Source organism: Rhizobium sp. NZLR1b, assembly GCF_019685155.1.
Taxonomy (GTDB): Bacteria; Pseudomonadota; Alphaproteobacteria; order Rhizobiales; family Rhizobiaceae; genus Rhizobium.
The window spans coordinates 16,495-40,102 of the sequence record NZ_JABDWC010000033.1 but is presented as its reverse complement, the minus strand read 5'-3'; the positions used below and the strand labels follow the sequence as shown (position 1 = coordinate 40,102).

21 protein-coding genes are annotated in these 23,608 nt (G+C 60.5%); 8 read left to right on the top strand and 13 right to left on the bottom strand.

Translation table 11 applies throughout. The features are described from left to right. Positions 1-265: 265 nt before the first annotated feature. Entirely contained in the window at positions 266-2,287 is a 2,022-nt protein-coding gene (locus HJB84_RS30550; protein WP_221117750.1) for a beta-N-acetylhexosaminidase, read from the top strand. Between the two features lie 314 nt (positions 2,288-2,601). Further along, entirely contained in the window at positions 2,602-3,624 is a 1,023-nt protein-coding gene (locus HJB84_RS30545; RefSeq protein WP_221117749.1) for a bifunctional 2-polyprenyl-6-hydroxyphenol methylase/3-demethylubiquinol 3-O-methyltransferase UbiG, read from the top strand. Positions 3,625-3,701: 77 nt separating this feature from the next. On the opposite strand, the gene HJB84_RS30540 is transcribed toward HJB84_RS30545, so the two are convergent. The 5 genes from HJB84_RS30540 to HJB84_RS30520 all read right to left on the bottom strand — a co-directional run bounded on the left by HJB84_RS30540 (position 3,702) and on the right by HJB84_RS30520 (position 8,296). After that, positions 3,702-4,904, bottom strand: a complete 1,203-nt coding sequence (locus tag HJB84_RS30540) for an ROK family transcriptional regulator (protein WP_221117748.1) — start codon at positions 4,902-4,904, stop codon at positions 3,702-3,704. Positions 4,905-4,980: 76 nt separating this feature from the next. Then, positions 4,981-6,204: an MFS transporter gene (locus HJB84_RS30535; protein ID WP_221117747.1), complete on the bottom strand. Its 1,224-nt coding sequence runs from the start codon at positions 6,202-6,204 to the stop codon at positions 4,981-4,983. A 15-nt stretch (positions 6,205-6,219) separates the two neighbouring features. Continuing rightward, positions 6,220-6,996 (bottom strand): SDR family oxidoreductase, encoded by a 777-nt coding sequence (locus tag HJB84_RS30530; protein WP_221117746.1) that lies wholly within the window; start codon positions 6,994-6,996, stop codon positions 6,220-6,222. 25 nt (positions 6,997-7,021) lie between these two features. Beyond that, positions 7,022-7,885, bottom strand: a complete 864-nt coding sequence (locus tag HJB84_RS30525) for a MurR/RpiR family transcriptional regulator (RefSeq protein ID WP_207585299.1) — start codon at positions 7,883-7,885, stop codon at positions 7,022-7,024. A gap of 21 nt (positions 7,886-7,906) precedes the next feature. Then, positions 7,907-8,296: a RidA family protein gene (locus HJB84_RS30520; protein ID WP_221117745.1), complete on the bottom strand. Its 390-nt coding sequence runs from the start codon at positions 8,294-8,296 to the stop codon at positions 7,907-7,909. Positions 8,297-8,407: 111 nt separating this feature from the next. Between HJB84_RS30520 and HJB84_RS30515 the strand changes: the two genes are divergently transcribed. The 3 genes from HJB84_RS30515 to HJB84_RS30505 are packed head-to-tail and all read left to right on the top strand — an operon-like array spanning position 8,408 to position 11,497. Then, positions 8,408-8,890, top strand: coding sequence for a hypothetical protein (locus HJB84_RS30515; protein WP_221117744.1), 483 nt, complete (start codon positions 8,408-8,410; stop codon positions 8,888-8,890). 30 nt (positions 8,891-8,920) lie between these two features. After that, positions 8,921-10,396 (top strand): M81 family metallopeptidase, encoded by a 1,476-nt coding sequence (locus HJB84_RS30510; RefSeq protein WP_221117743.1) that lies wholly within the window; start codon positions 8,921-8,923, stop codon positions 10,394-10,396. Next, positions 10,397-11,497 carry a D-TA family PLP-dependent enzyme gene (locus HJB84_RS30505; RefSeq protein WP_221117742.1) on the top strand — a complete coding sequence of 367 codons (1,101 nt, stop codon included), beginning with the start codon at positions 10,397-10,399 and terminating at the stop codon, positions 11,495-11,497. Positions 11,498-11,593: 96 nt separating this feature from the next. Here HJB84_RS30505 and HJB84_RS33870 read toward each other — a convergent pair whose 3' ends face one another. The 3 genes from HJB84_RS33870 to HJB84_RS30495 form a co-directional block, all read right to left on the bottom strand. Next, positions 11,594-11,755 (bottom strand): tyrosine-type recombinase/integrase, encoded by a 162-nt coding sequence (locus HJB84_RS33870; protein WP_259671216.1) that lies wholly within the window; start codon positions 11,753-11,755, stop codon positions 11,594-11,596. Positions 11,756-11,839: 84 nt separating this feature from the next. Continuing rightward, entirely contained in the window at positions 11,840-12,127 is a 288-nt protein-coding gene (locus HJB84_RS33865) for a hypothetical protein (protein ID WP_259671215.1), read from the bottom strand. Positions 12,128-12,517: 390 nt separating this feature from the next. Beyond that, entirely contained in the window at positions 12,518-13,639 is a 1,122-nt protein-coding gene (locus HJB84_RS30495; RefSeq protein ID WP_221117741.1) for an NADH:flavin oxidoreductase, read from the bottom strand. A gap of 101 nt (positions 13,640-13,740) precedes the next feature. Between HJB84_RS30495 and HJB84_RS30490 the strand changes: the two genes are divergently transcribed. After that, a complete protein-coding gene (locus HJB84_RS30490) occupies positions 13,741-14,148 on the top strand; it encodes a helix-turn-helix domain-containing protein (protein ID WP_221117740.1) in 408 nt (135 codons plus the stop codon). Between the two features lie 488 nt (positions 14,149-14,636). On the opposite strand, the gene HJB84_RS30485 is transcribed toward HJB84_RS30490, so the two are convergent. The 5 genes from HJB84_RS30485 to HJB84_RS30465 form a co-directional block, all read right to left on the bottom strand. Beyond that, positions 14,637-15,770 (bottom strand): ABC transporter ATP-binding protein, encoded by a 1,134-nt coding sequence (locus tag HJB84_RS30485; RefSeq protein ID WP_221117739.1) that lies wholly within the window; start codon positions 15,768-15,770, stop codon positions 14,637-14,639. 88 nt (positions 15,771-15,858) lie between these two features. Beyond that, positions 15,859-17,064 carry an ABC transporter substrate-binding protein gene (locus HJB84_RS30480; protein WP_207585634.1) on the bottom strand — a complete coding sequence of 402 codons (1,206 nt, stop codon included), beginning with the start codon at positions 17,062-17,064 and terminating at the stop codon, positions 15,859-15,861. Positions 17,065-17,138: 74 nt separating this feature from the next. Continuing rightward, positions 17,139-17,996, bottom strand: a complete 858-nt coding sequence (locus HJB84_RS30475; RefSeq protein WP_221117738.1) for a carbohydrate ABC transporter permease — start codon at positions 17,994-17,996, stop codon at positions 17,139-17,141. After that, on the bottom strand, positions 17,993-18,877 hold the full coding sequence (locus HJB84_RS30470) for a carbohydrate ABC transporter permease (RefSeq protein WP_221117737.1): 885 nt from the start codon (positions 18,875-18,877) through the stop codon (positions 17,993-17,995). Before HJB84_RS30470 ends, HJB84_RS30475 begins: the two co-directional genes overlap by 4 nt. 13 nt (positions 18,878-18,890) lie before the next feature. Continuing rightward, entirely contained in the window at positions 18,891-20,048 is a 1,158-nt protein-coding gene (locus tag HJB84_RS30465) for a Gfo/Idh/MocA family protein (RefSeq protein WP_207585289.1), read from the bottom strand. Positions 20,049-20,377: 329 nt separating this feature from the next. On the opposite strand from HJB84_RS30465, the gene yghX reads away from it, so the two are divergent. After that, positions 20,378-21,265: a YghX family hydrolase gene (gene yghX, locus HJB84_RS30460; RefSeq protein WP_207585288.1), complete on the top strand. Its 888-nt coding sequence runs from the start codon at positions 20,378-20,380 to the stop codon at positions 21,263-21,265. 346 nt (positions 21,266-21,611) lie between these two features. After that, on the top strand, positions 21,612-23,372 hold the full coding sequence (locus tag HJB84_RS30455) for an MOSC and FAD-binding oxidoreductase domain-containing protein (RefSeq protein ID WP_207585287.1): 1,761 nt from the start codon (positions 21,612-21,614) through the stop codon (positions 23,370-23,372). The last annotated feature ends 236 nt before the right edge of the window (positions 23,373-23,608 follow it).

Genomic DNA, 23,608 nt, shown 5'->3' with positions numbered 1-23,608 from the left:
CGCGAAGGTGTCTGCTACGCACGGATTGGCTGCTTCGTCACCAAATGCGATCGCTCTGCGCCTTCGGTCCACCGGCCAATTTCTGAATGAAGCTCATCAAGACCCACCCGACGGTGACTTGCGGAAGATTTGAGATCGGCAATTGACGCGCCGGCGAAAAATTGGCTATCGATATTAAATCAATTTGATTGACTTCAAACTCCCAATTCGCTTCCGGCACTGCGCTGGAATGTTCAAGCCCTGATTTTCAAGAGGAAGAGAGACCATGTCCACACCGCGACCGAAAAACCTGCGGCTCGAAACCCTTTGGAACCCGGCTGCGGATGGCAAGGATTTTTCCTACGTCCTGCGCCTCAAAAATCTCGGCGCCGAGCCGCTTTCGAATTTCTCGCTCTGCGTCAGCGGTCCGGGCCGCGTCGATCCGGCCGGACGCGTCGAGGGCGCAACGGTCTCACAGCGGATCTCGAATTTCACCGAATTCCAGCCGCCGGCCAATTTCATACTCGGCGCCGGCGAGACGTGGACGATATCGGTCTACGCGCTGAGCCGGGATTTCCGGCACTGGACGGACGGCGCGACGAGCGGCTATCTCGCGCTTTCCGACGGCAGCACCATCGTGCTCGGCATCGAGCCGACGCGCTCTTCAGTCAGCAATGCGCCGCTGAAACGCGGCGCCGAGATCTATCCGGTACCCGTCAATGCGCCCGTCCAGGTGTCGATCATCCCTTGGCCGAACCATGTGGCCGTCACCTCGCGCCAGCCGCTGCCGGCCGGTTTTGCGCCGCAGGCACGGAGCGGGGAAGGGGAGGAGGCGGCGCGAAGCTTCGCGGCGCTGGTGGAGCATCTCTTCGCCGTCGAAGGCATCGTGCGGACTGAGGCGGAAGGCGCGGTCCCGGTTGCCCTGAAAGATGCCGCAGGGCTCAGTCCGGAGGCCTATCGGCTGAGCTTCGAGGGTGAGACGATCACGATCGAGGCAAGCAGCCGGACCGGCTTTCTCTATGGCCTCGTGACACTTGGCCAGATCTGGCGCGGTGCAAGGCTGCATCCCGGTGTCTTCCGGTTTCCGGCCTCGGGCGAAATTGTCGACGAGCCGTCGATGAGCTGGCGCGGCCTGCATCTCGATGTCGCCCGCCAATTTTACGGCGAAGCCGAGATCAAGAAGCTGCTGGCGGTGCTGGTCTGGAACAAGCTCAATCGTTTCCACTGGCATCTTTCCGACGACGAGGCCTGGCGCGTCGAGATCGACGCCTATCCCGCCCTGACCGAGATCGGCGCCTGGCGCGGCCACGGCCTTGCCGTTCCGCCGCTGCTCGGTTCCAGCCCGGCCCGTACAGGCGGCTATTACACCAAAGCCTCTATCCGCGAGATCGTCGCCCACGCAAAGAGCTTCGGCATCGAGATCGTGCCGGAGATCGATGTGCCCGGTCACTGCTACGCGATGCTGCAGGCGATACCGGAGCTGCGCGATCCGGCCGAGGTCGGCAGCTATTATTCGGTTCAGGGCTTTCCAGACAATTGCATCAATCCGGCCCGCGAGAAGACCTACGAGATCGTCGAGACCATCCTTACGGAACTCATCGAGCTCTTTCCGTTCAAGACCATCCATCTCGGCGCCGACGAAGTTCCCCTCGGCGCGTGGTCCGGCTCGCCGGAAGCACTCGAGCGCCTGCGCACAGTCGCCGGCGGCGAGGTTGCCGATGCGCATGCCAAGCGGCTGAACGTCGTGACCAACACCCACGGCGCCGACGATATCCACGGCTCGGGTGCGGCCGTCCTGCAGGCGGAATTCCTGAACCGAGTCCAGCGCTTCCTGGCGAGCAAGGGCTGCATCACCGGCGGATGGGAAGAGGCGGCGCACGGCGATGTCATCGACAAAGCGAAGAGCTATCTCTGCAGCTGGCGCAATGTCGAGGTCTCGGCCGAACTCGCCGAACGCGGCTACGAGATGGTCGTCTGCCCCGGGCAGGTCTATTACCTCGATATGGCGCTCAGGCCCGACTGGGATGAGCCCGGCGCCAGTTGGGCGGGGACTTCGGATGCGGAAAAGCTCTACACCTTCGATCCCATCGGCGGCTGGACAGCGAGCCAGAAACAAAAACTGCTCGGCATCCAGGCCTGCATCTGGTCGGAACCGATGACGGATCGCGCCGTTTTCGACCGTCTGGTTTTCCCGCGCCTTTCGGCACTGGCCGAAACCGGCTGGACGAAACCGTCATCCAAGTCGTGGGAGCGTTTCAAGGCGCTGGCAGGGCTGATGCCGCTGCTTTATGGGCTGCAGGAATCCTAAAGCGCGTCGCATCAAACTTGATTCATGCGACGCGCTTTAGGCCTTTGTTTTTATGCGTGTCGTTATCCCGGAACCGCTGCACACTTCCGGGCGACATGCATTAAGGCGAGGATTGGGACCGTGATAGAATGTTCCTGGTCGGCGCCACCGAGCCGTCTTTCATACGCTTTGAGTAGGTCTGCGAGGTTGGCGGTCGGCCGTTGGGGCACCCGATCGGGTTAGCGTGGTAAGTATTGTAGAATATGCGAATGTGCGCATAATTTCTGCGGCTGGAGCTGCCAGGCAAGAACGATCGAGGGCTCTGGGAGATCCCAATGGAAACAATCGTCGAAGACGCCCATGTTGGCGTCGTGTCGCCCGAACTCGTGGTCGATGCCCTGTTTGCATGCCGAAAGACGGCGGCGATCAAGGCGGCCATCGAGCTTGATCTCTTTACTCATATCGGCGAGGGCAAAACGGCAGCCTTGTTGGCCTCGGCAACAAGCGCCTCGGAACGTGGAGTGCGCATCCTGTGCGACTACCTCGTGGTACATGGTTTCCTGACAAAGGAGAGCGGACACTACCGGATGACTCCCGCGACCAGAATGTTCCTCGATCGCAATTCGCCGGCCTATATGGGCTCCGCTGTCGAGTTCGTCGCCGCACCCGAAATACTGGATAATTTTCTGCGCGATCCGGCCGCCGTCGTGCGAAACGGCGGTTCGGCCGGGCTTGCGAACATGTCGTCAGACAATCCCGTCTGGTTGAAGTTTGCGCGCGGCATGGGCTCCTTTACCGGGCTCAGCGCCAAAATACTGGCCGGCGAAATCTCCGGCTGGCCGAGGTCTCCCAAAAAGGTCTTGGACATCGCTGCAGGTCCAGGCATTTTCGGGATCGAAATTGCGAAAGCCTTTCCATCAGCGGAGATCGTCGCCATCGATTGGGCCGCCGTATTGGAGCTGTCGCGGCAGAATGCGGAAAAAGCCGGCGTGGCTGACCGGTACCGGACGATCGCCGGCAGCGCCTTCGATGTCGATTGGGGCACGGGTTATGATCTCGTCCTGCTTCCAAATTTTCTGCACCACTTCGATCTGCCGACATGCGCCCAGCTGTTGCGAAAGATCATCGCCGGCCTTGCAGAGGATGGTCGGATCGTCGCGGTAGATTTCGTGCCGAACGAAGATCGCGTGTCGCCGCCTTTTCCGGCAGCTTTCTCCTGGGAGATGCTCGCCAGCACCCCGGCGGGCCAGGCTTATACACAAAGTGAGCTGACTGAGATGGCAAGACAGGCCGGTCTTGCCGACGTCACAGTCAAACCGATGCCGCCGACTCCTTCAAGTATCATTCTGTTTGAATAGCCGGTCGACCGTCGCTGTGTCGCCGCGCGCGCCGTAGCCCGGCTCTACGACCAAGCCGGCTATCGGCTAAACTCAATTTAGCCGACCGGCTTTTGCAGAACGTCGAAGCGCGGATTGGTTTCGGAAAAGATCGGCAGGGCGGCGGCGCCGAGGATGGCGGTATCCTTGCCGGTCATGCCGATCATGACGCGGGGGATGGTCCGCTTCTGGCCGGGATCGATCGGGACGTGCAGCGGCTCCAGCCGTTCTGCGAGCCGGCGCATCAGCAAGGTCGATACGCTGCCGCCGAGCACGATGGTCTGCGGGTCGAAGGCAAGTTCGAGGAAGTCGAGCGTCTGCCGCAGCGGCTGGACGGCCTGATCGAGCCAGGCGTCCAGGCCTTCGCCGCCCTTGGCGATCCGCGCGTCGAGATCGTCTGAAGACAGCTCCTCGGCATTGGCAATGCCCATGAATTCGTAGGCGACGGTCGGCGAGATGTAGCGGTCCAGGCAGCCGCGCTTGCCGCAGCTGCAGAGCTTGCCATGCGGCTCGACGATGATATGGCCGATCTCGCCGGCATTGCTGCGGCTGCCCTTGTAGAGGTGGCCGTCGAGGAACATTCCAGCGCCGATGCCGCCGCCGCCGGCAAGAAACAGATAGACGAAGCTGCCCAAACCGCGGGCGACGCCGTGGAGGCGCTCGCCGATCGCCGCTGCGGTCGCGTCGTTTTCGACGAGCACCGGCACCTTGACCCGCTGTTCCAGTTCATGCCCGACCGGAAAATCCTGCCAGCCCGGCAGATTCTGCGGGCTGAGAGAGGTGATGCCGCCATCGGCATAGCGGCCGGGCAGGGCCATGCCGACGCCGAGCAGCCGGTTTCGGTCGAAGACGAAGGCCTGTTGAATGTCCTCGACAATGGATTGCAGAACCGGCATCGCCCGTTGCGGATCGGGATGTTCGATAGGACGCTCGATGCGCGCGCGGACGGCGCCGGAGAGATCCGTCAGAACGCCGCTGGCACGCTGGCGGCCAAGTTCGAGACCGATCGAATAGGCGCCGGCGGGATTGATCGAATAGGGAATGATCGGCTGTCCCCGCGCCAGCTTCTGCGCCTCGGCCGGCACGAGAAGATGCGACCTCTCCAGTTCCTCGACGATATTCGACACGGTCTGGGCGGTCAGCGCCGTCATCCGAGCGATCGCCGCGCGCGACAAGGGACCGTTGGTGCGGACAGCCTCGATCACCACACGCCTGTTGTGAGACTTGGCCTGCTCGAGATTCGTGCCTGAGATCGCCTTCATGTCGCCTTCAAAGGAAATGGGGCCTCACCCTTGTCACAAGACGGATAGTGAGGAAAGCCACATTCTTCGTCAGCTTTTATTGAACCTCTGCCTCAACAGGCGCAACGTCATTGCGTCTCTGCAGCAGGCCGAGGATCGTGATGCCCGACAATCCGGTGACGGCGCTGAGGATGGCGGTTCCGGAATAACCTGTCAGCCATGTGCCTGAAGCAAAGACCAGTGCGCCGATCCCGGCGCTCGCAAAAATATTGACGGAGATCAGCGCGCTGCCGAGGCCCGGCCGATCGGCGATCAGATCCTGCAGATAGGTGATCGGAATGCTGATGATCGCCGCGGCGCCGATGCCGGCGATCAAGGTCAGCGCATAGAGGTGCCAGGGCTCAGAGGCAAAGCCGAGAAGGCTGAGGAAGACCGCATAGATGACGGTGCCGGCGGCAAGCGCCGTCATCTGCCCGGTTTTCCGTGCAATCCGCGACCAGACGATGATGAAGACGATTTCCAGCAAGGCGACGATGCCGACAAGAATGCCGACATCGCTGAGCGCGCCATGGGCAGCACCGGTGGCGATCAACGGCAGAAGGGCGTCGTTCAGATGCAGCGTGCTGGTGATGAGCGCCACACCGGCGATATGCGCTGAAATCCGCGGCGAAATCACCTGCCGCAGGGCGCCGAGATAGGTGAGATGATGAACCGCGGCCATCTCCGTTGCCGCCCGCTTCGGCAAGGCGAAGAGGATGATGCCCTGGCAGAGAAGGCAGGAGATGGCGGCAAAGAGATAGGCCGGCAGCATGCTCGATGCGCCCGAAAGCAGCAGGCCGGTCACTCCCGGAATCAGCACCCAGGAGAGCGAGATCATGGCGCGCACACCTGAATTGGCCGTTACCATGTCGCTCCGGGTCATGCCGTGCATCGCCGCGCGTGCATTGGCAAACAGCAGCGAGTTCAGCGCCCCGTAGATCGGCAGCGGCAGCAGCCCGCTGATGACGAAGACCGCCGCGCTCGGAAAAGTATAGACCATGCCGTAACCGACGATGCCGAAAATGCAGGCGCCGATCATCGCCGAACGGTACTCGCCGAGCCGATCGGCGAGATTGCCGAGCAGGATGCTGATGACCACGTTCACGGCCGCCGAGGCGAAGCTCAGCACGGAATAGAGGCCGTCGCTCAAGCCCAATTCGCGGATGCCCACGATCGAACGATAGGGCGCGGTCATTGCGCCTGCCATTCCGAAAGTGAAAATGGCGATCATGCTGGCGCGGATCGCCGGATTGCGGAAGACGTCGGGGAAAAGGCGGCTCATGCGCTCATCTGAATGTCAGTAATGTTCCGATTGGGAAAAGGTCCGCGCCAGCTCGGCCTGGCCGGCCGTCAGGCCGCAATCGACAGGCAGGCAGACGCCGGATATGGCGGCGGCGAGTGGACCGGCAAGAAAGCCAACGGCATTGGCGACATCCTGGGGATCGACGACCCGCTGCAGCGGATACCAGCGGCGCGCTTCCTCGAAAACATTCGGATTGGCGGCGGCGCGTTTCTCCCAGGCCTGCGTCTTCACCGTGCCGGGTGCGACGGCGTTGGAGCGGATGCCGAACTTGCCGTATTCGACGGCCACCAGCCGGGTGAAATGCAGAAGCCCGGCCTTGGCCGCGCTATAGGCCGGGTGTCCGAAGACATTCATGCCGTTGACCGAGGCGATGTTGACGACGGACCCTTTCGAAGCCTTCAGCATCGGCTCGACGGCACGGAAACACAGGAATGCCGCTTCGAGATTGAGCGCAATGTCCGCCCGCCAGATTTCGGGCGTCGTCTCGTGCAGGCTGGTGGCGCGGGCCGCCCCGGCATTATTGACCAGCGTTCGCACCACGCCGGCGTCGGCGGCGCGTCTGACCAGTTCCGCAATGCTGGCCTCGCTGGTCACGTCACATCCGACGGCCACGAAGCGATTGTCCGGCCCGAGCTTTGAGGCCACCGCAGCCGCAGCGGCAGCATCGATATCGGCGAGCAACACGACATCGTGGTCATCGGCGAGCCGCGCGGCGATCGCAGCACCTATATCGCCCGCAGCGCCGGTGACGATCGCTATCGATTTCGTCATTTTCTGTCGCTCCCGTTCATGAACCTCAATCTCCAAGCAATTGCCGGTCGTCGCCGTCGCGGTGGAGGACGAGCTGCTGCTTGATGCGGCGCAGCGTGGTCGTCGCCTTTGGCTGCACCGCATAGGCGACCAGGCTCGACAGAATATCGACCGTCGCGATATAGGCGATGCGTGTCGAAGTCGGGCGATAGATGTTGTTGCCTTCGGGAAGGTCGATCGGCACGACGATTTCGGCAGCCTTGGCAACCGGGCTTGCCGTCTGGGTCAGCGCGATCGTCTTCACCTTGGCCCCGCGGGCAAGCTCGAAGGCTCGCACCAGTTCCATATTGCGCCCGGAGAAGGACGAGCCGATCAGCACGTCGCCCGGCTTCGCCGCGGCCGCCATCATCAGCTGCATGCTGTGATCGGAACTGGCAGTGATGCGAAGCCCGAGACGGAACAGCCGGTTCTGCAGTTCGTCGGCGATCATCGACGAATTGCCGCCCGAACCGAAGGCGTAGATCATATCGGCCTTGGCGATGTGAGAAACGGCGGCTTCGATCGCCGCCAGATCGAGCGACCGGTGCAGCAGAAACAGCGCGTTCTGGGCCTTGGTGATGATATCCTGGGCGACATCGGCCGGATCGGTGCTTTTCGATTCCGGTTTCAGATAACGCACGCCGATATGGGCGGTCCGGGCGAGCTGCACCTTGAAGTCGGAAAAACTCTCGCAGCCCAGCCGCCGGCAAAAGCGGGTGACGGTCGGCGGCGATACCTCGGCCCGTTCCGCAAGCTCGATGATCGAGGCGTTCACGGCGAACTCGAAGTCGTTGACGATGATCTCCGCGATGCGGCTCTCGGAGGGGGAGAGCTTGCTCTTGTCTTCCTGCAATGTCGAAAAGATATCCAAGCCCGTTCCCACCCTTATTCCTCAAGCATCCTTCTTCTTATAGGCCACGCAGTCGATCTCAACCTTGCAATCGACCATCATCGACGATTGCACACAGGCACGCGCCGGCGGGTGCTCGCCGAAATACTCCTGATAGATCTTGTTGAAGGTCCAGAAGTCGCGCGGATCGTCGAGCCAGACGCCGACGCGCACGACATCCTCGACGCCATAATCGGCCTCCTCGAGAATCGCCAGAACATTGGCGATCGTCTTATGGGTCTGGGCGATGATATTGCCGTCGATGATTTCGCCGTCTTCCATCGCAACCTGGCCGGAAACATAGAGCCATCCGTCGGCTTCGACCGCCCGCGCGAAAGGCAGCGCCTTGCCGCCGGCGCCCGTTTGAACAGTGCCATAGCGCTTGATGGGCATGCCGATGTCCTTGCAAATTATTTTCTTGATAAGTTGACAAAGGACCATAGAAAGCAGAATTTGACCAGTGAAAAACATGAATTATGAAAAGAATTTCAATCCGGGGCAGATATGCGCGATCCTTTCCTGAATCCTTTTCCCTCCGACAGCGCCCGGCAGGCCATCTGGGAAATGCTCGTTCCGCGCGATATCGATGCTTTTCTCGCCGCCGATTGGTCGATGGTGGAGCATGATTTCGTCGAAGAGGGCTTCATCGGCATCGATGCCCAGAAGCAGGTCAGCCCCGACAGGTGGCGCCTCGCTTTCCCGACGCTGTCGGCCTATCGCCAGGAATGGCTGAGGCAGGCAAAGGATTTCGCCACGCAGAGCTTTGCGGAAGATCCGCGCACGGCGATCTTCACCACCACGACGCTCGAGGATATCGAGATCGAAGGCGAGATGGCGCTCGTTCGCAAGAAGTTCGACGGCGGCATTTCCAAGTCCGACGGCACTCGAGACGTCCTGCAATGGCAGACGCTTTATTATTGCAGGCTGCACCAAGGACGCTGGAAAATCTCAGGTTTCACCGGCTACCTGCCGAACCCGATGGGGTAAAGCAGGGCCGATAACACGAAGGCCACTTTCTTGCGCATTTTCACGGCAGCATTGGCGACCGAGACCAATACCTTTTCCCCGATCTGCGTGGATCGCCGCGCATTCGAAGCCTCTCTTTATGCGCCGCCCGGCCAGCATCCGGAAACACCGACGCTCTGCACCGCGCCGATCACCGTCGGAAGGCGCGTCACCCGAGAGAAAGGTTGGCAACTGATCGAGGGAACCGCCGCCTGGGCCGACCCCGCCGGCCTCGTCAACCGGGGAACCTACGAGGAATTGCGTGACGAAATCCTCGGGCAGCTCAGCGCGGCCATGCCTGTTGATGCCGTCGTCATGGGCCTGCATGGCGCCATGGTGGCCGCCGGATACGAGGATACCGAAGGCGATCTTCTCCATCGCATGCGCGAGATCGTCGGGCCCGATGTGCTCATCTGCGCCGAGCTCGATCCGCACAGCCATCTGACTGCCAAGCGCGTCGCGGCACTTAATTTCGCCGTCTATTTCAAGGAATTTCCGCATACCGATTTCGTCGACCGCGCCGAGGACCTCTGGCGCATCGCCGTCGACACGCTCGAAGGCCGGGTCAAGCCTCAAATCTCGGTGTTCGACTGCCGGATGATCGACGTCTTCCCGACATCGCGCGAACCGATGCGCTCCTTCGTCGACAAGATCATGCAGATCGAGAAGGATGACCCCGATATCCTGTCGATCTCGGTGATCCACGGTTTCATGGTCGGCGACGTTCCCGAAATGGGGACGAAGCTGCTTGTCGTCACCGACAACAAGCCGGAAAAGGGCGCGGCCCTGGCGCGTGAGCTCGGCCTCGAGCTGTTTTCGAAACGGGGCACCTTCATGGTCCCGCAGATCGACGAGAAGCAAGCCGTCGCGCGGGCGATGACTGCCAGCGCATGGCCCGTCGTCATCGCTGATGTCTGGGACAATCCGGGCGGCGGCACGGCCGGGGATGCGACGGTTATTCTTGGAGAGCTTCTGGCCCGCGGGGTCACGAGTGCGGCGATCGGCACCATCTGGGATCCGGTGGCCGTGCAGATCTGTTTTGCAGCCGGCGAGGGGGCGGAGATTCCGCTGCGCTTCGGCGCCAAGTCGGCGCCCGGCACCGGCAATCCGATCGATGGCACCGTCAAGATCGTCAGGCTCGTGAAGAATGCCGAGATGCAGTTCGGCGAGAGCCTGGCGCCTTTCGGCGATGCCGCCCATATCGTGCTCAACGGCATCGACATCATCCTCAATTCGACCCGCGCCCAAAGCTTCGATCCAAGCCTGTTTTCGGCGATGGGCATCGACCCGGGCAGGCAGACGATCCTGGTGATCAAATCCACCAACCACTTCTTCGCATCCTTCTCGAAGATCGCGGCGGAGATCCTTTACTGCTCGGCCGGAACGCCCTATCCCAATAATCCGAAGACGACGCCGTACCGGCGGGCGCCGAAGACCATATGGCCGATCGTCGCCGATCCACACGGTAGAGAACGCGGAGCCGCCTAGATGCATGATGCCACGTTTGCCGTCATCGCCAAGGCAGGCGACAGGATCGCCAATCTCTCGACGCCGCGTCCCGTGATCGACGAAGATCGGCTGGCTGCCAACATCACCCGCGTCCAGTCCTATATGGACGAGCATAAGTTGAACTTCCGCCCGCATATCAAGACGCATAAGATCCCGGCATTGGCCGTGGCGCAGCTTGCCGCCGGCGCCAAGGGCATCAACTGCCAGAAGATCACGGAAGCCGAGGTCTTCGGCGAAGCCGGCTTCGGCGATATCCTCATCACCTTCAACATCCTCGGACAGCAGAAGCTCGAGCGCCTGGCCAGGTTGAACGACAAAATCCCAGCGCTGAAGGTCGTCGCCGACAGCGAAACGACAGTCGACGGGCTGGCTGCGCATTTTTCCGGCCATAAGCCGATCACGGTGCTGGTGGAATGCGACACCGGCGGCGGCCGCTGCGGCGTGCAGACGCCGGAAGAAGCCGCCTCGCTTGCCAAACGCATCGCCGCCGCCGACGGCCTCACCTTCGGCGGCATCGTCACCTATCCGAAGCCGCAATCGGCCGCCGCCGTCGAAGCCTTCATCACCGAAACGCTGGACCACCTGAAACCGGAAGGCATAACCTGCCCGATCGTCAGCAATGGCGGAACGCCGAGCCTGTTCGAGGCCCATCTCGTCCCCTCGGCGACGGAACACCGCGCCGGCACCTATATCTACAACGATCGCCAGATGGTGCGCATGGGCCATTGCACCGAGGACGATTGCGCCATGCATGTGCTGGCGACCGTCGTCTCACGGCCCACCGCCGACCGCGCCGTCATCGATGCCGGCTCGAAGGCGCTGACATCCGATCTTCAGGGTTTTGGCGATTACGGCCTGATCGTCGGTTATCCCGAGGCACGCATCACTAGCCTCTCGGAAGAACACGGCGTCATCGACCTGTCGAATTGCAGCGGCCCCCGGCCGCAGATCGGCGAGAAGGTCTTCATCATCCCGAACCACACCTGCGTGGTGTCCAACCTATTCGATACGATGGTTTTCCATCGTGGCGGCGTCGTCACCCGCGTCGAGGAGGTCGCCGCCCGCGGCCTCGTGTGGTAGGGGCCGATTGAGGGCGAAATGGCCTTGATGGCTGAAGGCCTCTGTATCAGCAGGATCAGTTGCTAGTATCGCAAGACGTGCTCGCGGCAGATGACATTACCTGACTGTGTTCTCGATCTTGGCATGTCCGAGCAGAATCTGGATCGCACGAGGATTCCCAGTGGCTTTGTAGATCACCGCTGCCTTTGTGCGTCGGAGCGAGTGCGCGCCGTAATCTTCACGGCGCAGCCCAATCGCAGTGACCCACTCATCGACCAATCTGGGGTATTGGCGGGTGCTGAGGTAATCGGCATGATCGACCCTACTGGGAAGGCGAAGTCATCTATGGTGCCGCCTCTTCGTTCAAGCCACGCAAGCAAACTTGCCCCTGACGTCCGCCTTGATCTCGAACTGTACAGGGCGACCGGTTTTCTGCTGGATGACCATGGCGCGCGTTCGGATCTCCTGGCCCGCGACAAGGGTTCCGATCTTGATCTTAACAAGCTCGCAGCCTCGTAGCTTGCTGTCGATCGCGAGGTCGAACAGCGCTCGGTCTCGCACGCGCCTCTCTCTATCGAGGAAGAAACGAATTGCCCAAATATGCCGCTGCTGCAGGGGTTTCTTTACGCCGACTTTTCGGCCTGCATTCATGCTGGGCGACCCAGTGCAGCAGGATCATATTTTGCGATACCCATTTTGAGTTCTCCTTGGGCCGCCATTGGCCGCTGGAAGAACGCGCAAATTCCGGGTTCAAGGATTGGGGCCGTATCCTGAAGGTTAGTTTTCGGTGTCAACGACCCGTTACCCGCCGTAGAGCAACGGTGATTTCGGCGTCCGCATACTAATTTTTAACACCGCTCCGCAGTCTTCTGTGCCCCAATGGTATGAGCCACGCATTAACGTTCTGATCAACAATGGGCATCGTGAACCGACCTTTAACCGCATCAACCAAGGTTTCGAGTCCCAGTTCGGCATCGAGATAAGAACGAGCGACGGGGTGAACGAATGCAGCCCGCGCTTGCATCCGTCACCCCGTCTGGGTCAGGCAAGCTCGGATAAGGTAGCTGGGTCAAACCCCTTCAATTCTGCATAATCGCCATTCTCAACTTTGGCGACCCAATTTGGATCGGTGAGCAGCGCGCGACCCACGGCAATAAGGTCGAACTCATTGCGGTCCATGCGGTCGATCAAGCGATCGATGCTAGCTGTGGTTGACCCCTTGCCAACAAAAGCGCTTGCAGTCACGTCGTTGTCGAGGCCCACCGAGCCGACAGCGATTGTCGCGGCACCCGTCACTTTCTTTGCCCAGCCCGCGCCGTTGAGGCCGTTCTCGCCATCAATTTCTGGGAATTCTGGTTCCCAGAAGCGACGCTGCGACACGTGGAGAACATCTACCCCTGCCTCAACCAACGGCAGGAGCCAAGTCGCCATCTCTGCTGGTGTTTCTGCGAGACGCACGGTTAAATCTTGCTGCTTCCATTGACTGACGCGCATAATGATCGGGAAATCAGGTCCCACCGCTTCGCGTACGGCGGAAATGATCTCGCCAGCAAAGCGCGAGCGCTCCTTAATCGTCGGTCCGCCATACCGGTCGGTGCGCAGGTTCGTGCCCGACCAGAAGAATTGATCGATCAGATAGCCGTGCGCGCCGTGGATTTCAACAGTGTCAAAGCCGAGCCGCTTGGCGTCTGCCGCCGCTTTGGCGAATGCTGCGACAGAATCGGCGATATCCTCTTCAGTCATTGCAACGCCGCGAGCCTCACTGGGCCCGTTGAGGCCAGACGGGCTTTCCACCGGGGCGTCGGGCTCCCAACTATTGATGTAGCGAGTCGCTCCGGTGTGCCAGATCTGTGGCCCCATACGACCACCGGCACCATGAACAGCGTCAATCACATTTTTCCATCCTCTCAGGGCCGCATCACCGTGGAAAAACGGAATCCCACCGTCGTTGCGGGAGGCCGGGCGATCAATCACGGTCCCTTCAGATAATAGCAGTCCCGCACGACCTTCTGCTCGGCGCCGATAGTAGTCGGCAGTTGCCGGCCCCGGCACGCCTTCGGGCGCAAACAGGCGGGTCATTGGCGCCATAACTATACGATTTTTCAGTTCAAGCGACCGAATGGTGAAAGGTCGGAACAGGCTGCTTGTATCGGGATTGGACATTAGTAGAACTCCGTTGCGTAAAACGGACTTCTAGGTATACGATGTAAACCTAGCGTCAATCAGGCACCTGAAGTCGCCTAGGTATATTGAAGGAAACCGACATGCTCGAACTTGAACCGCTCTGCTTCTCTTCCGAATGCCCGAGCCGGGCTCTATTCGATCAGATTGCTGACAAGTGGTCGATGATGGTGATTGCAGTTCTCAATGAGGGACCGCAGCGCTTCAATGCCATCCGCCGCCGTTTGCAAGGGGTGACGCAGAAGGCTCTCACTCAATGCCTTCGCCGCCTCGAGCGCAACGGTCTCGTAGCGAGAGAGGTGATCTCACTTTCTCCGGTCGCGGTTCAATACCACCTGACGCCACTCGGTCACACCTTGCGGGAACCCCTTCAGGAACTGCACAAATGGACGCTCGTAAAACTGCCGGATGTCACCGCAGCGAGAAAGGCTTTCGACAGTGGTGATGGCGGGAAGAAGGGGGATCGATCGCTGATTCAGCTACGCCTGTGACGCGAAACTGAGCGCGGAGCTTTAATAACTTGGTCGACGGCGGGCTCGGTTCTGCGCGGAAACCAAAATGCTTATGCCAATGCTGCGACAATATCGTCGCGTTCCCCTGGGCAGGGGCAACATAATACAAGGTTGTCTCGATTGTGATTGTTTGCGGGAGGATCTGTCAAGCCCGCCGACGGCAGCTTCCCTAGTTGCGGTCTCCAAAGCTGACCATCACAAGACCACCCCCGAGCTGGACGTTCGAGTCGCATGAGCCGAATGGCGGATTTGAGGAAATCTCGGAGCCTGTTTGGATAGGGCGCAATGCAGCCTTGCTATCAAATATCCGCAATGGACCACTCTGCTACCTGCAGAGATTGTCCGACGACGTTCGTGGACTGAAACCACCCGAACTCCTACCGTGGGCAGCCGTAATCGCTTGGGGTGTCATTTCGCCCCCGGAACCGCCCCCTGGCAGAACGAACCACCGACACCGAGCCAGCCGTTCAAGCCGCCGTCGGATTAATCACGTTCATATCGATTTCGGTCAGTTCCACGCGCCGCTCGAAGGCAATGCCCGCCTCGTCGAAGAGATGGCAGTCAACGGCATTGATGCCGGTTGCAACCGGCGCATCGGCGCGGATTCCGACGCTGCCGGGCAGCATGGCGCAGAAATTCTCGGACTCTCCGTTGAGCGAGGCGTAGGCGACGGTATTGGCGCCGAGGCGTTCGATGACCGTCGGCGTCACGGTAAAGACGATATCGCCGCCGTTGAGCTGGATATGCTCCGGGCGGATGCCGAGCGTCAGAGTCTTACCGGCGATGCCGTCACGCGGGGTCACCGGCAGAACGGCTGTCTGGCCTTGATAATCCACCTCGACGCCGTTGGCGCTGACGCCCTTGCAGGTGACGGGGAGAAAATTCATTTTCGGGTTGCCGATAAAGCCGGCGACGAACTGGTTGGCCGGCTTGTGATAGAGCTCCAGCGGCGCGCCCGTCTGGGAGATGTCGCCGGCGTCGAGCACGACGATACGGTCGGCCATGGTCATGGCCTCGACCTGGTCGTGCGTCACATAGATCATCGTCGCCTTCAACGCCCTGTGCAGCTTGGCAAGCTCGATGCGCATGTCGGAGCGCAGCGCCGCATCGAGATTGGACAGCGGTTCGTCGAACAGGAATATTTTCGGTTCGCGCACGATGGCGCGGCCGATCGCGACGCGCTGGCGCTGGCCGCCGGAAAGCACGCCGGGTTTCTGCTGCAGCCGCTGTTCAAGGTGCAGGATGCGCGCCGCATTTTCCACCCTGGCCTTGAGCTTTGCCTCTTCCATCTTTTCGACTCGAAGCGGGAAGGCGATGTTTTCGAAGACGGTCATGTGCGGGTAGAGCGCGTAGGATTGGAACACCATGGCGATGCCGCGCTTGACCGGTGGCAGGTCGTTGACCCTGACGCCGTCGATGACGATATCTCCAGCCGTCGTCGCGTCGAGACCGGCGATCATCCGCAGCAGCGTGGACTTGCCGCAGCCAGACGGGCCGACGAAGACAACGAACTCGCCGTTCTTAACATCGAGCTGTACGCCCTTCAGAACTTCGTAGTCGCCATAGAATTTCTGAACTTTGTTGAGAAGGAGCTGTCCCAAAAATCTGTCTCCGCCGGCGGCCTGGTCGCATGTTCGATCATGATAGGGGAGGGGCCGCGGCTGATGCCGCCGCGACCCCAGGAGAGGCTTACTTGAAGGCTTCGATTTCGCCGGCAGCCTTCTTGAGCGCTGCCTCCGGCTCGGCCTTGCCTGTTACCACCGACTGGATCATCTCGATTATCGAGTTCTGGAAGCCCTTATAGTCGGTGAACAGCGGCTCGGGACCACCGTAGCTGATGCCGTCGATCAGCGGCTTCCAATTGGCATCCTTGGCGACGAACTCGTCGACCTTGGCGGAGGGGCGCAGCGGGGTGAGGCCGGCGCCGCCCTGCAGCTCGTATTCCGGCTGGACATCAGGCGAGGTGATGAACTTGGCGAATTCTATCGCCTTGTCCTCGACCCCCGAACCCTTGAAGATCGCCAGGCTGTCGGTGATCAGCAGCGTGCCGGGGCCCTTGGCGTCGGGGCCGAGCGGCAGCGTCGTGATGCCCCAGCTGATCTGCGTCTTCTTCAGACGGTCGGCGGCACCCGAGCCGGCCTGGATCATCGCCACCTTGCCGTCGAGGAAGATGGCGCGGACTTCGTTCTGCTCATAGGCCGTCGGGCCTTCTTCGGAGTAGGGGACGATGTCCTTATAGGCCTTCAGCGCGGCGAGAATCTGCGGGCTGTCGAGCGTGACCTTGCCGTCGGCATCGGTCACTGCGCCGTTATTGGTGTAAACCCAATGCATGAACTGATGCATGGTATTGTCGAAGGTCTTGGCGGAGAGACCGAAGCCCGGAATGCCGGTCTTTTCCTTGATGGTCTTGGCCATTTCGATTTCTTCGGCCCAGGTCTTCGGCGGCGTCTCGGGGTCAAGGCCGGCCTGCTTGAAGAGATCCTTGTTCCAGTAGAGCGCCTTGGTGGAGAAGGCGATCGGAACGCCCCACTGGTTACCCTCGAAGGTCACCGTGTCAACGATGTGGGGATAATAGGCCTTCTTCTCGTCATCGGTCATCGGCACCGGAACGATGAGGTCGTTCTGCGCGAATTCCTTCAGCGTGCGCGAACCGACATAGGCCATCGCCACCGGCGTGCCGGCGGCGGCAAGCGTCGTCGCCTTGTCCTGGCACTGCGCCCAGCCGACGACCTCGGGGGCGATCTTCCAGCCGGCGTTCTTTTCTTCCCACTGCTTGATGTATTTGGTGTGGACCGGGTCGATCGTGTCGCCGCAATAGATCCAGCTGATTTCCTTGTCGGCTGCATGGGCAGTGACCGCGGTCAGTGCGGTCGAACCGAGCAAAGCGAGCGCCATAAGGCCTGTCTTGATTGTTATGCTCACGTCGTGACTCCCGTTTCTTGTGTTAGCTGTTCACTGGTTTTTTGATCTTATTGTTTCACCGCACCGGCGGTCAGCCCGCCGACAAGGTAGCGCTGAAGGAAGAAGATGACGACCATCGCCGGCGCGATGCCGACGAAGGAAGCCGCCATCAGTTCGTTCCAGATGACCTCCTGCTTGCCGAAATAAGCAAAGAGACCCACCGGCAAGGGCATGTATTCGGTCTTCGAGTTGAAGGTCAGCGCGAAGATGAATTGCTGCGCGTAAGCGCCGATGAAGGTGGTGATGGCGACGACGATGATGCCCGGCATCGCAATCGGCAGGATGACGCGGCGGAGCGTGTAGAAATGGCTGGCGCCATCCATATAGGCCGCCTCGTTGAGCTCCTGTGGAATGCGGATCATATAGGTGCGCAGCAGCCAGATTGCCGAGGGGATCAGGAAGGCGACTCCAGGCACGATCATGGCGAGATAGGTGTTGAGCACGCCCATGCTGCGCATCAGCCGGAAGAGCGGGATCAACAGCACGGCGCCGGAGAACATGTTCACTGTCAGGAAGGCGCCGAGCAGGATGCCCATGCCCTTGAATTCGAACTTCGCGAAGGCATAAGCCGCCGGAATGACGAGGCAGAGCACGATCAGTGTGACGATGATCGAGATGAAGAACGAGTTGAAGATATAACGCCCGAAACCCGGCACGCTGACCCACATCGTCCGGTAAGCCTCGAAGGAACCGTTCTCAGGCCAGAAGCGGTAGGGGGAGGAGAAGAGCTGGCTGAGGGGTTTGAGCGACACCATGAAGCCTTCGAAGAAGGGCGCCAGCACGAAGAACAGAAAGAGCGCGATGCCGCAATAGATCAGGATGATTTCCCACCAGCGGTAACGGTCGATCATGGCAGCATTGCTCATGCGCGTTTCTCCGGATTGAGACGGCGGGTGACGCGGAAATAGGTAAAGCAGAAGAGCGACAGGAAGATGCAGATCAACACGGCGCGCGCTGCACCTTCACCGTATTTCTTCGAGCCGATGGCGGTCTGATAGGTATCGATGATCATCGTCGTCGTCTCGCCGCTCGGCCCGCCCTGGGTCAGGATCCAGATGATGTCGAACGAATTGAAGGTGGCGATCAGCGACAGCATCGACATGGTGATGATGGCCGGAACCATCAGCGGCAAGGTGATGCGGCGGAAGCGGTACCAACGGCCGGCGCCGTCGGTCCAGGCGGCCTCATAGAGATCCTTTGGGATCGATTGGATCGCCGCCAGAAAGTAGATCGTCACCAGCGGCACGCCGATCCACACGTCGGTGATGATCGTTGCCCAGAAGGCGGTGCTGCCATAGGCGAGGAAGGCGACCGGACCGTCGACCAGCCCGAAGCGCTGCAAAACGCCCGATATCATCCCGAACTGGCCATTATACATCCAGCCCCACATGAAAATGCCGATGGCCATCGGCACGATCCATGGCGGCATGGTCAAGAGCCGGAACAGCGAGCGGCCCGGCACCGCGGCGTTCAGCATGGTCGCACCGAAGGTGCCGATCACCATTTTGAAGGCGACCGAAAAAAACGTCCAGATGAAGGTGCGGATGATGACTTCGGCAAACCGCTCGTTGAAGATCTTCTCGTAATTGATCCAGCCCACCCAGTTGGTGGTCTTCCTCAGCGATGCATCGGTGAAGGAGAGAATGAACGTATCGACCAGCGGATAGGCGACGATTGCCAGAACATAGAGGACGGCCGGAAGAAGAAGGATACAAGCGAAGATGAAGGCGCTTCTTTGAACACTCATCTTGCCGCCTTCCTCAAGCCGCTCTTGCGTGAAGCGCTTCGTCGAAGCGGTCCCAGACGGGACGCAGGTCGACGACGGTTTTCTTCATCCTCGCTTCGTCCATCGCCAGAGCGAGGATGCCGGCTTCCAGCGCATTGAGCGTCGAAACGGGAAGTTCGAGCCCGGTGCGCACACTTTCCAGCAGGTCGCTAGCCATCTGCTCATCGGCCCCGTAGTGCTGGGAGAGCTCGGTGGCAGCGTATTTGTTTTCGACCACCTTGTTGCCGGTCAATTGTTCGTGCACGTCGAGATAGCCACGAACGAAATCGCCTTCGGCCATGCCGCGCGAACCCATGATGGCGAAACGGCGGAATTGGTCGGGCACGTTCAGATTGGTGTGGAAGTTCATGCCGACGCCATTTTCATATTCGACGATCGCCACCTGATAGTCGATGATATCGGCATCGCTGTCGAAGACCTTGTCCGTTCCCATCCAGCCGCTCGGCTTGCGGTGGAAAAGCTCGAGGTCGTTGATGCCCTCGCGCGCCGGGTCGTTGGCCGGAATGAAGCTCTTGCGGCCGCCGAAACTTGCAACGCGCTCGGGCCGCGCGCCGACGACGCCATTATAAAGGTCGAGGTCGTGGCAGCATTTCTCCAGCATGAAGCTGCCGGAATAGCGCTCATAGCGGCGCCAGTCGCGCATGAAGAAGGCGCCGTGATAGGGCTCGATATGTTCGGAGGCCTCGATCGACACGATCTGGCCGAGTGTGCCCTCGGCCTGGATGGCGCGCAGATCCTTATAGAGTGGAGAATAACGCAGCACGAGGCCGACCATCAGTCGCTCATGGCCGAATTTCGCCATCAGATGGGCAAGCTCGATGCTTTCAGCGATCGTCGTAACGATCGGCTTTTCACAGAAGACTTTGAGACCGGCTTGCAGTCCGAGCCTGATATGATCGAGATGCAGGTGATTGGGGGAGCCGATCATCAGCAGATCGAGCTTTTCGGAAGCCAGCAGCTCCTCCGGCGAAGCATAGGCCTTGCCGACCGAGACTCCCTTTTCCGTCAATCCGGGAAGTCCGGCGGGTTCCGGATCCACATAGCCGACAATGTCGAAGCTGCTATCGATCGCTTTGAACACATATCCGAGATAGCCGAGCCGGAATCCTAGCCCGATGATTCCCACTTTCATGCCGATCAAGTTCCCAATTAAGTAATTTATTTTCTTTAAGTTGGGACAAAAATCGAGAGGCGTCAATAGAAAACGGGCCTCTAAGCGCGGGCATGAAATTAATTTTCATAGATCGGTTGGCGGCTGCCGATTGTTGGCTTCAACCGGCCGGACGCGGATTGCCGAATGGAATAGCGCGCACAGCTTGAAGCAGCGGCGGCGAATTCATCGTATTTTGCCCAGGCGGCGATCGTCCCGACAACCACACGCGGGACTCGCGAAATGTTGAAAAGACACGTGAGTTTACGTGTGTAGGATGGCACGAGACCCGAAGGCAAGGAGGAGCCATCATGACCCGCATGACAGCCAAGGATTTCCCTCAGGAACTTCTCGAACTCTACGATTATTACGCGCACGGGAAGATTACCAAGCGCGAATTTCTCGACCGGGCCGGCAAATTTGCGGTCGGCGGGCTGACCGCAGCCGCCATTCTTTCGTCGCTGAGCCCCGACTATGCGCTGGCGACCCAGGTCGAGTTCACCGATCCCGACATCGTGGCCGAATACATCACCTATCCGTCGCCGAAAGGAAATGGAGATGTCCGCGGTTATCTCGTGCGCCCTAAAAACGCCGCCGGCAAAGTAGCGGCCGTGGTGGTCGTTCACGAAAACAGAGGCCTGAACCCCTATATCGAGGATGTGGCGCGACGCGTGGCAAAGGCGGGTTTCATCGCACTGGCGCCTGATGGACTCACTTCGGTCGGAGGTTATCCCGGCAACGACGAAAAGGGGCGTGACCTGCAGCAGAAGGTCGACCCGGAAAAGCTGATGAACGACTTCTTCGCGGCGGTCGAATTTCTGATGAAGAGCGACCTCACCACCGGCAAGGTCGGCATCACCGGCTTCTGCTACGGCGGCGGCGTCGCCAATGCTGCGGCGGTCGCCTATCCCGAACTTGCCGCAGCCGTGCCCTTTTACGGCAGACAGCCGCGCGCCGAGGACGTGCCGAAGATCAAGGCCCCCTTGCTTCTCCATTATGCCGGGCTGGACAAGGGCATCAACGAAGGCTGGCCGGCCTATGAAGCTGCGCTGAAATCCTCGCAAAAAATCTACGAAGCCTATGTCTATCCCGACGTCAATCACGGCTTCCACAACGACACCACGCCGCGCTACGACGAAGCAGCCGCCAAGCTCGCCTGGCAGCGCACGGTCGACTGGTTTACGAAATACCTAGCCTGAGGAGGCAGTGGCTTGAACGATGCTGCGGCGGGGAGCCATTCCCCGCCGCCTGGGGCGGTCCTGCGACAACCCTATGATTTCCGTTCACATCTAGATTGCTCTGCGGTTCGACCCGCGCGGGGAAACGGCAGGCCTTGCCTGCCGGCTCGCGGACTGGAAGGGACCCCGGCGGGGACACCATGGTATGATCGATCGAAAAGCCCTTCTGTGGTTCTATGGGCAAGCCTATGATCGCGAGAGCCACCGGAGGACGTCACTGGAGCACCCTCGCGAAGAGACGGGCTCATCATGCAGCCATCCTCTATCGATCTCGAAATTGCGGTGATGATCATTCGGGAGAAATGTCATGGTACGCTTGCTTTCCGTCAATGTGGGCCTGCCGCGCGACATCACTTGGCAAGGCAAGATCGTCAACACCGCCATTTGGAAAACGCCGGTCGATGGCCCGCGCATGGTGCGGCGGTTGAACGTGGACGGCGATGGACAAGCCGACCTCGCCGGCCATGGCGGTGAAGGCCGTGCGGTCTTTGTCTATCAGATCGATTCCTACCGGTACTGGCAGGAGCAGTTGCGCCGCGACGACTTTGTCTACGGGCAGTTCGGAGAGAATTTTACCATCGATGGTTTGCCTGACGCAGAAGTCTGCATTGGAGACCGTTATCGGATCGGCGCCGCGCTGTTCGAGGTGACGCAGCCGCGCGTCACTTGCTACCGGCTTGGTATACGCATGGACGAGCCGCAGATGGCCGCGTTGCTGGTCAAACATGGCCGTCCCGGCTTCTATTTGCGTGTGCTCGAAGAAGGAGACGTGCGGGCAGGCGACGAGATCACGAAGGTTGCGTCCGGCCCCGAAGGCATGAGCATTTTTGCGATCAACGCGCTGCTTTACATGCCCGGCCATCCTCGTGACCAGTTGGAGCGCGCGCTGCGCATCCCGGCGCTGAGCGCCGGCTGGCGTGGTTCATTCGAGGCGCTGCTCAAGCAGAGGCGGGAGGAGGGGGCAACGACGGGAAATGCCGGGCTCGCCGCCGCATCCGGCCCGCCGCCGGCATGGCGCGGTTTCCGCCCTATGCGTGTGTCGCGCAAGGTGCGGGAAAGCGGCAACGTGACCTCCCTCCTGCTCGAACCGACGGATGGCCAACCCGTTACCGCGGCACTGCCTGGGCAGTTCGTGGTGCTGCGGTTCGGGCCAGCTTCTGCGCCGGCGATGATGCGTAGCTATTCGCTGTCAGGCGAGCCCAGCGCCAGCCATTATCGCGTCAGCGTCAAGCGGGAGCCCCATGGCCTTGCCGGCTGTTACATCGATGACGAACTGCAGATTGGAGACATCGTGCAGGCAAGCGCCGCACGCGGCAGTTTCACGTTGCGGCCGGGCGCCTCGCCAATAGTTCTCTTGAGTGCGGGTATCGGCGTGACACCGGTGCTGGCGATGCTTCACGTTCTGGCGGCCGAAGCGTCGACCCGGCAAGTCTGGTGGTTATACGCTACCCGCAACGGCCGCGAACATCCGTTTGCCGAGGAGGCGCGCGGGCTGCTCGGGACGCTTGCTCACCATCGCAGCCACATTCGCTACAGTTTGCCCGACCCCGAGGATCGGCCGAAGCTGGATTTCGACGCTTACGGCCGTCTGGATGTGCAGTCGCTAAGAGCACTCGACCTGCCGCGCGATTGTGATGTCTATATCTGCGGGCCCTCGACATTCATGAGCGATCTGACCGTCGGACTGATAGCCCTGGGCATCGCCCCGGATCGCATCCACAGCGAGATGTTCGGCGCCGGTCCGTCGATAACCCCCGGAATGTCTGCTTCGCCGCCTCGTCCACCACATTCACCGGCGGGGTCTCCAGGCTCGGGGCCGCTGGTGTCGTTTGCGCGCACCGGTCTTAATGTGCGCTGGGAGCCGACATTCCAGAGCCTGCTCGAACTGGCGGAGGCCTGCGACGTGCCGGTGCGATGGTCGTGCCGAACCGGCGTCTGTCACACCTGCGAGACCGGGCTTGTAGCAGGGAGCGTCGACTACCGGCCCGACCCGGTCGATGCGCCGGCGGACGGCAACGTGCTGATCTGCTGCTCGAAGCCTAAGGGCGACATCGTGATCGATTTGTAGAGGCAGGATTCTTAGTGGTCTTTCTGGCGGATGCCTGATTGTCCCTACCTTGCAAGCATGGCGATGCGATGCTGCCCAAAGGCGAACGAACATTCGTGGCGGAGGATACGGAAGGCTTCCTCGCCTCTTCATGAAGCGCAAAGAGCGCTGCAACAGCTTGAATCGCGGCACAATCCTCAAGTCGCTTCCGATTTAAGCAATTATGCGGTAGCCTGCCCGCTGGCTTTCATCGAGCG

What these genes read in the sequence shown, in the direction of transcription:
- HJB84_RS30475 (WP_221117738.1), bottom strand. Translation starts at nt 17,996, where the DNA reads ATGAGCAATGCTGCCATGATCGACCGTTACCGCTGGTGGGAAATCATC.
- HJB84_RS30515 (WP_221117744.1), top strand. Translation starts at nt 8,408, where the DNA reads ATGCGCGATCCTTTCCTGAATCCTTTTCCCTCCGACAGCGCCCGGCAG.
- HJB84_RS30550 (WP_221117750.1), top strand. Translation starts at nt 266, where the DNA reads ATGTCCACACCGCGACCGAAAAACCTGCGGCTCGAAACCCTTTGGAAC.
- HJB84_RS30505 (WP_221117742.1), top strand. Translation starts at nt 10,397, where the DNA reads ATGCATGATGCCACGTTTGCCGTCATCGCCAAGGCAGGCGACAGGATC.
- HJB84_RS30470 (WP_221117737.1), bottom strand. Translation starts at nt 18,877, where the DNA reads ATGAGTGTTCAAAGAAGCGCCTTCATCTTCGCTTGTATCCTTCTTCTT.
- HJB84_RS30540 (WP_221117748.1), bottom strand. Translation starts at nt 4,904, where the DNA reads ATGAAGGCGATCTCAGGCACGAATCTCGAGCAGGCCAAGTCTCACAAC.
- HJB84_RS30545 (WP_221117749.1), top strand. Translation starts at nt 2,602, where the DNA reads ATGGAAACAATCGTCGAAGACGCCCATGTTGGCGTCGTGTCGCCCGAA.
- HJB84_RS30530 (WP_221117746.1), bottom strand. Translation starts at nt 6,996, where the DNA reads ATGACGAAATCGATAGCGATCGTCACCGGCGCTGCGGGCGATATAGGT.
- HJB84_RS30520 (WP_221117745.1), bottom strand. Translation starts at nt 8,296, where the DNA reads ATGCCCATCAAGCGCTATGGCACTGTTCAAACGGGCGCCGGCGGCAAG.
- HJB84_RS30535 (WP_221117747.1), bottom strand. Translation starts at nt 6,204, where the DNA reads ATGAGCCGCCTTTTCCCCGACGTCTTCCGCAATCCGGCGATCCGCGCC.
- HJB84_RS30455 (WP_207585287.1), top strand. Translation starts at nt 21,612, where the DNA reads ATGGTACGCTTGCTTTCCGTCAATGTGGGCCTGCCGCGCGACATCACT.
- HJB84_RS33865 (WP_259671215.1), bottom strand. Translation starts at nt 12,127, where the DNA reads ATGAATGCAGGCCGAAAAGTCGGCGTAAAGAAACCCCTGCAGCAGCGG.
- HJB84_RS30495 (WP_221117741.1), bottom strand. Translation starts at nt 13,639, where the DNA reads ATGTCCAATCCCGATACAAGCAGCCTGTTCCGACCTTTCACCATTCGG.
- HJB84_RS30465 (WP_207585289.1), bottom strand. Translation starts at nt 20,048, where the DNA reads ATGAAAGTGGGAATCATCGGGCTAGGATTCCGGCTCGGCTATCTCGGA.
- HJB84_RS30490 (WP_221117740.1), top strand. Translation starts at nt 13,741, where the DNA reads ATGCTCGAACTTGAACCGCTCTGCTTCTCTTCCGAATGCCCGAGCCGG.
- yghX (WP_207585288.1), top strand. Translation starts at nt 20,378, where the DNA reads ATGACCCGCATGACAGCCAAGGATTTCCCTCAGGAACTTCTCGAACTC.
- HJB84_RS30480 (WP_207585634.1), bottom strand. Translation starts at nt 17,064, where the DNA reads ATGGCGCTCGCTTTGCTCGGTTCGACCGCACTGACCGCGGTCACTGCC.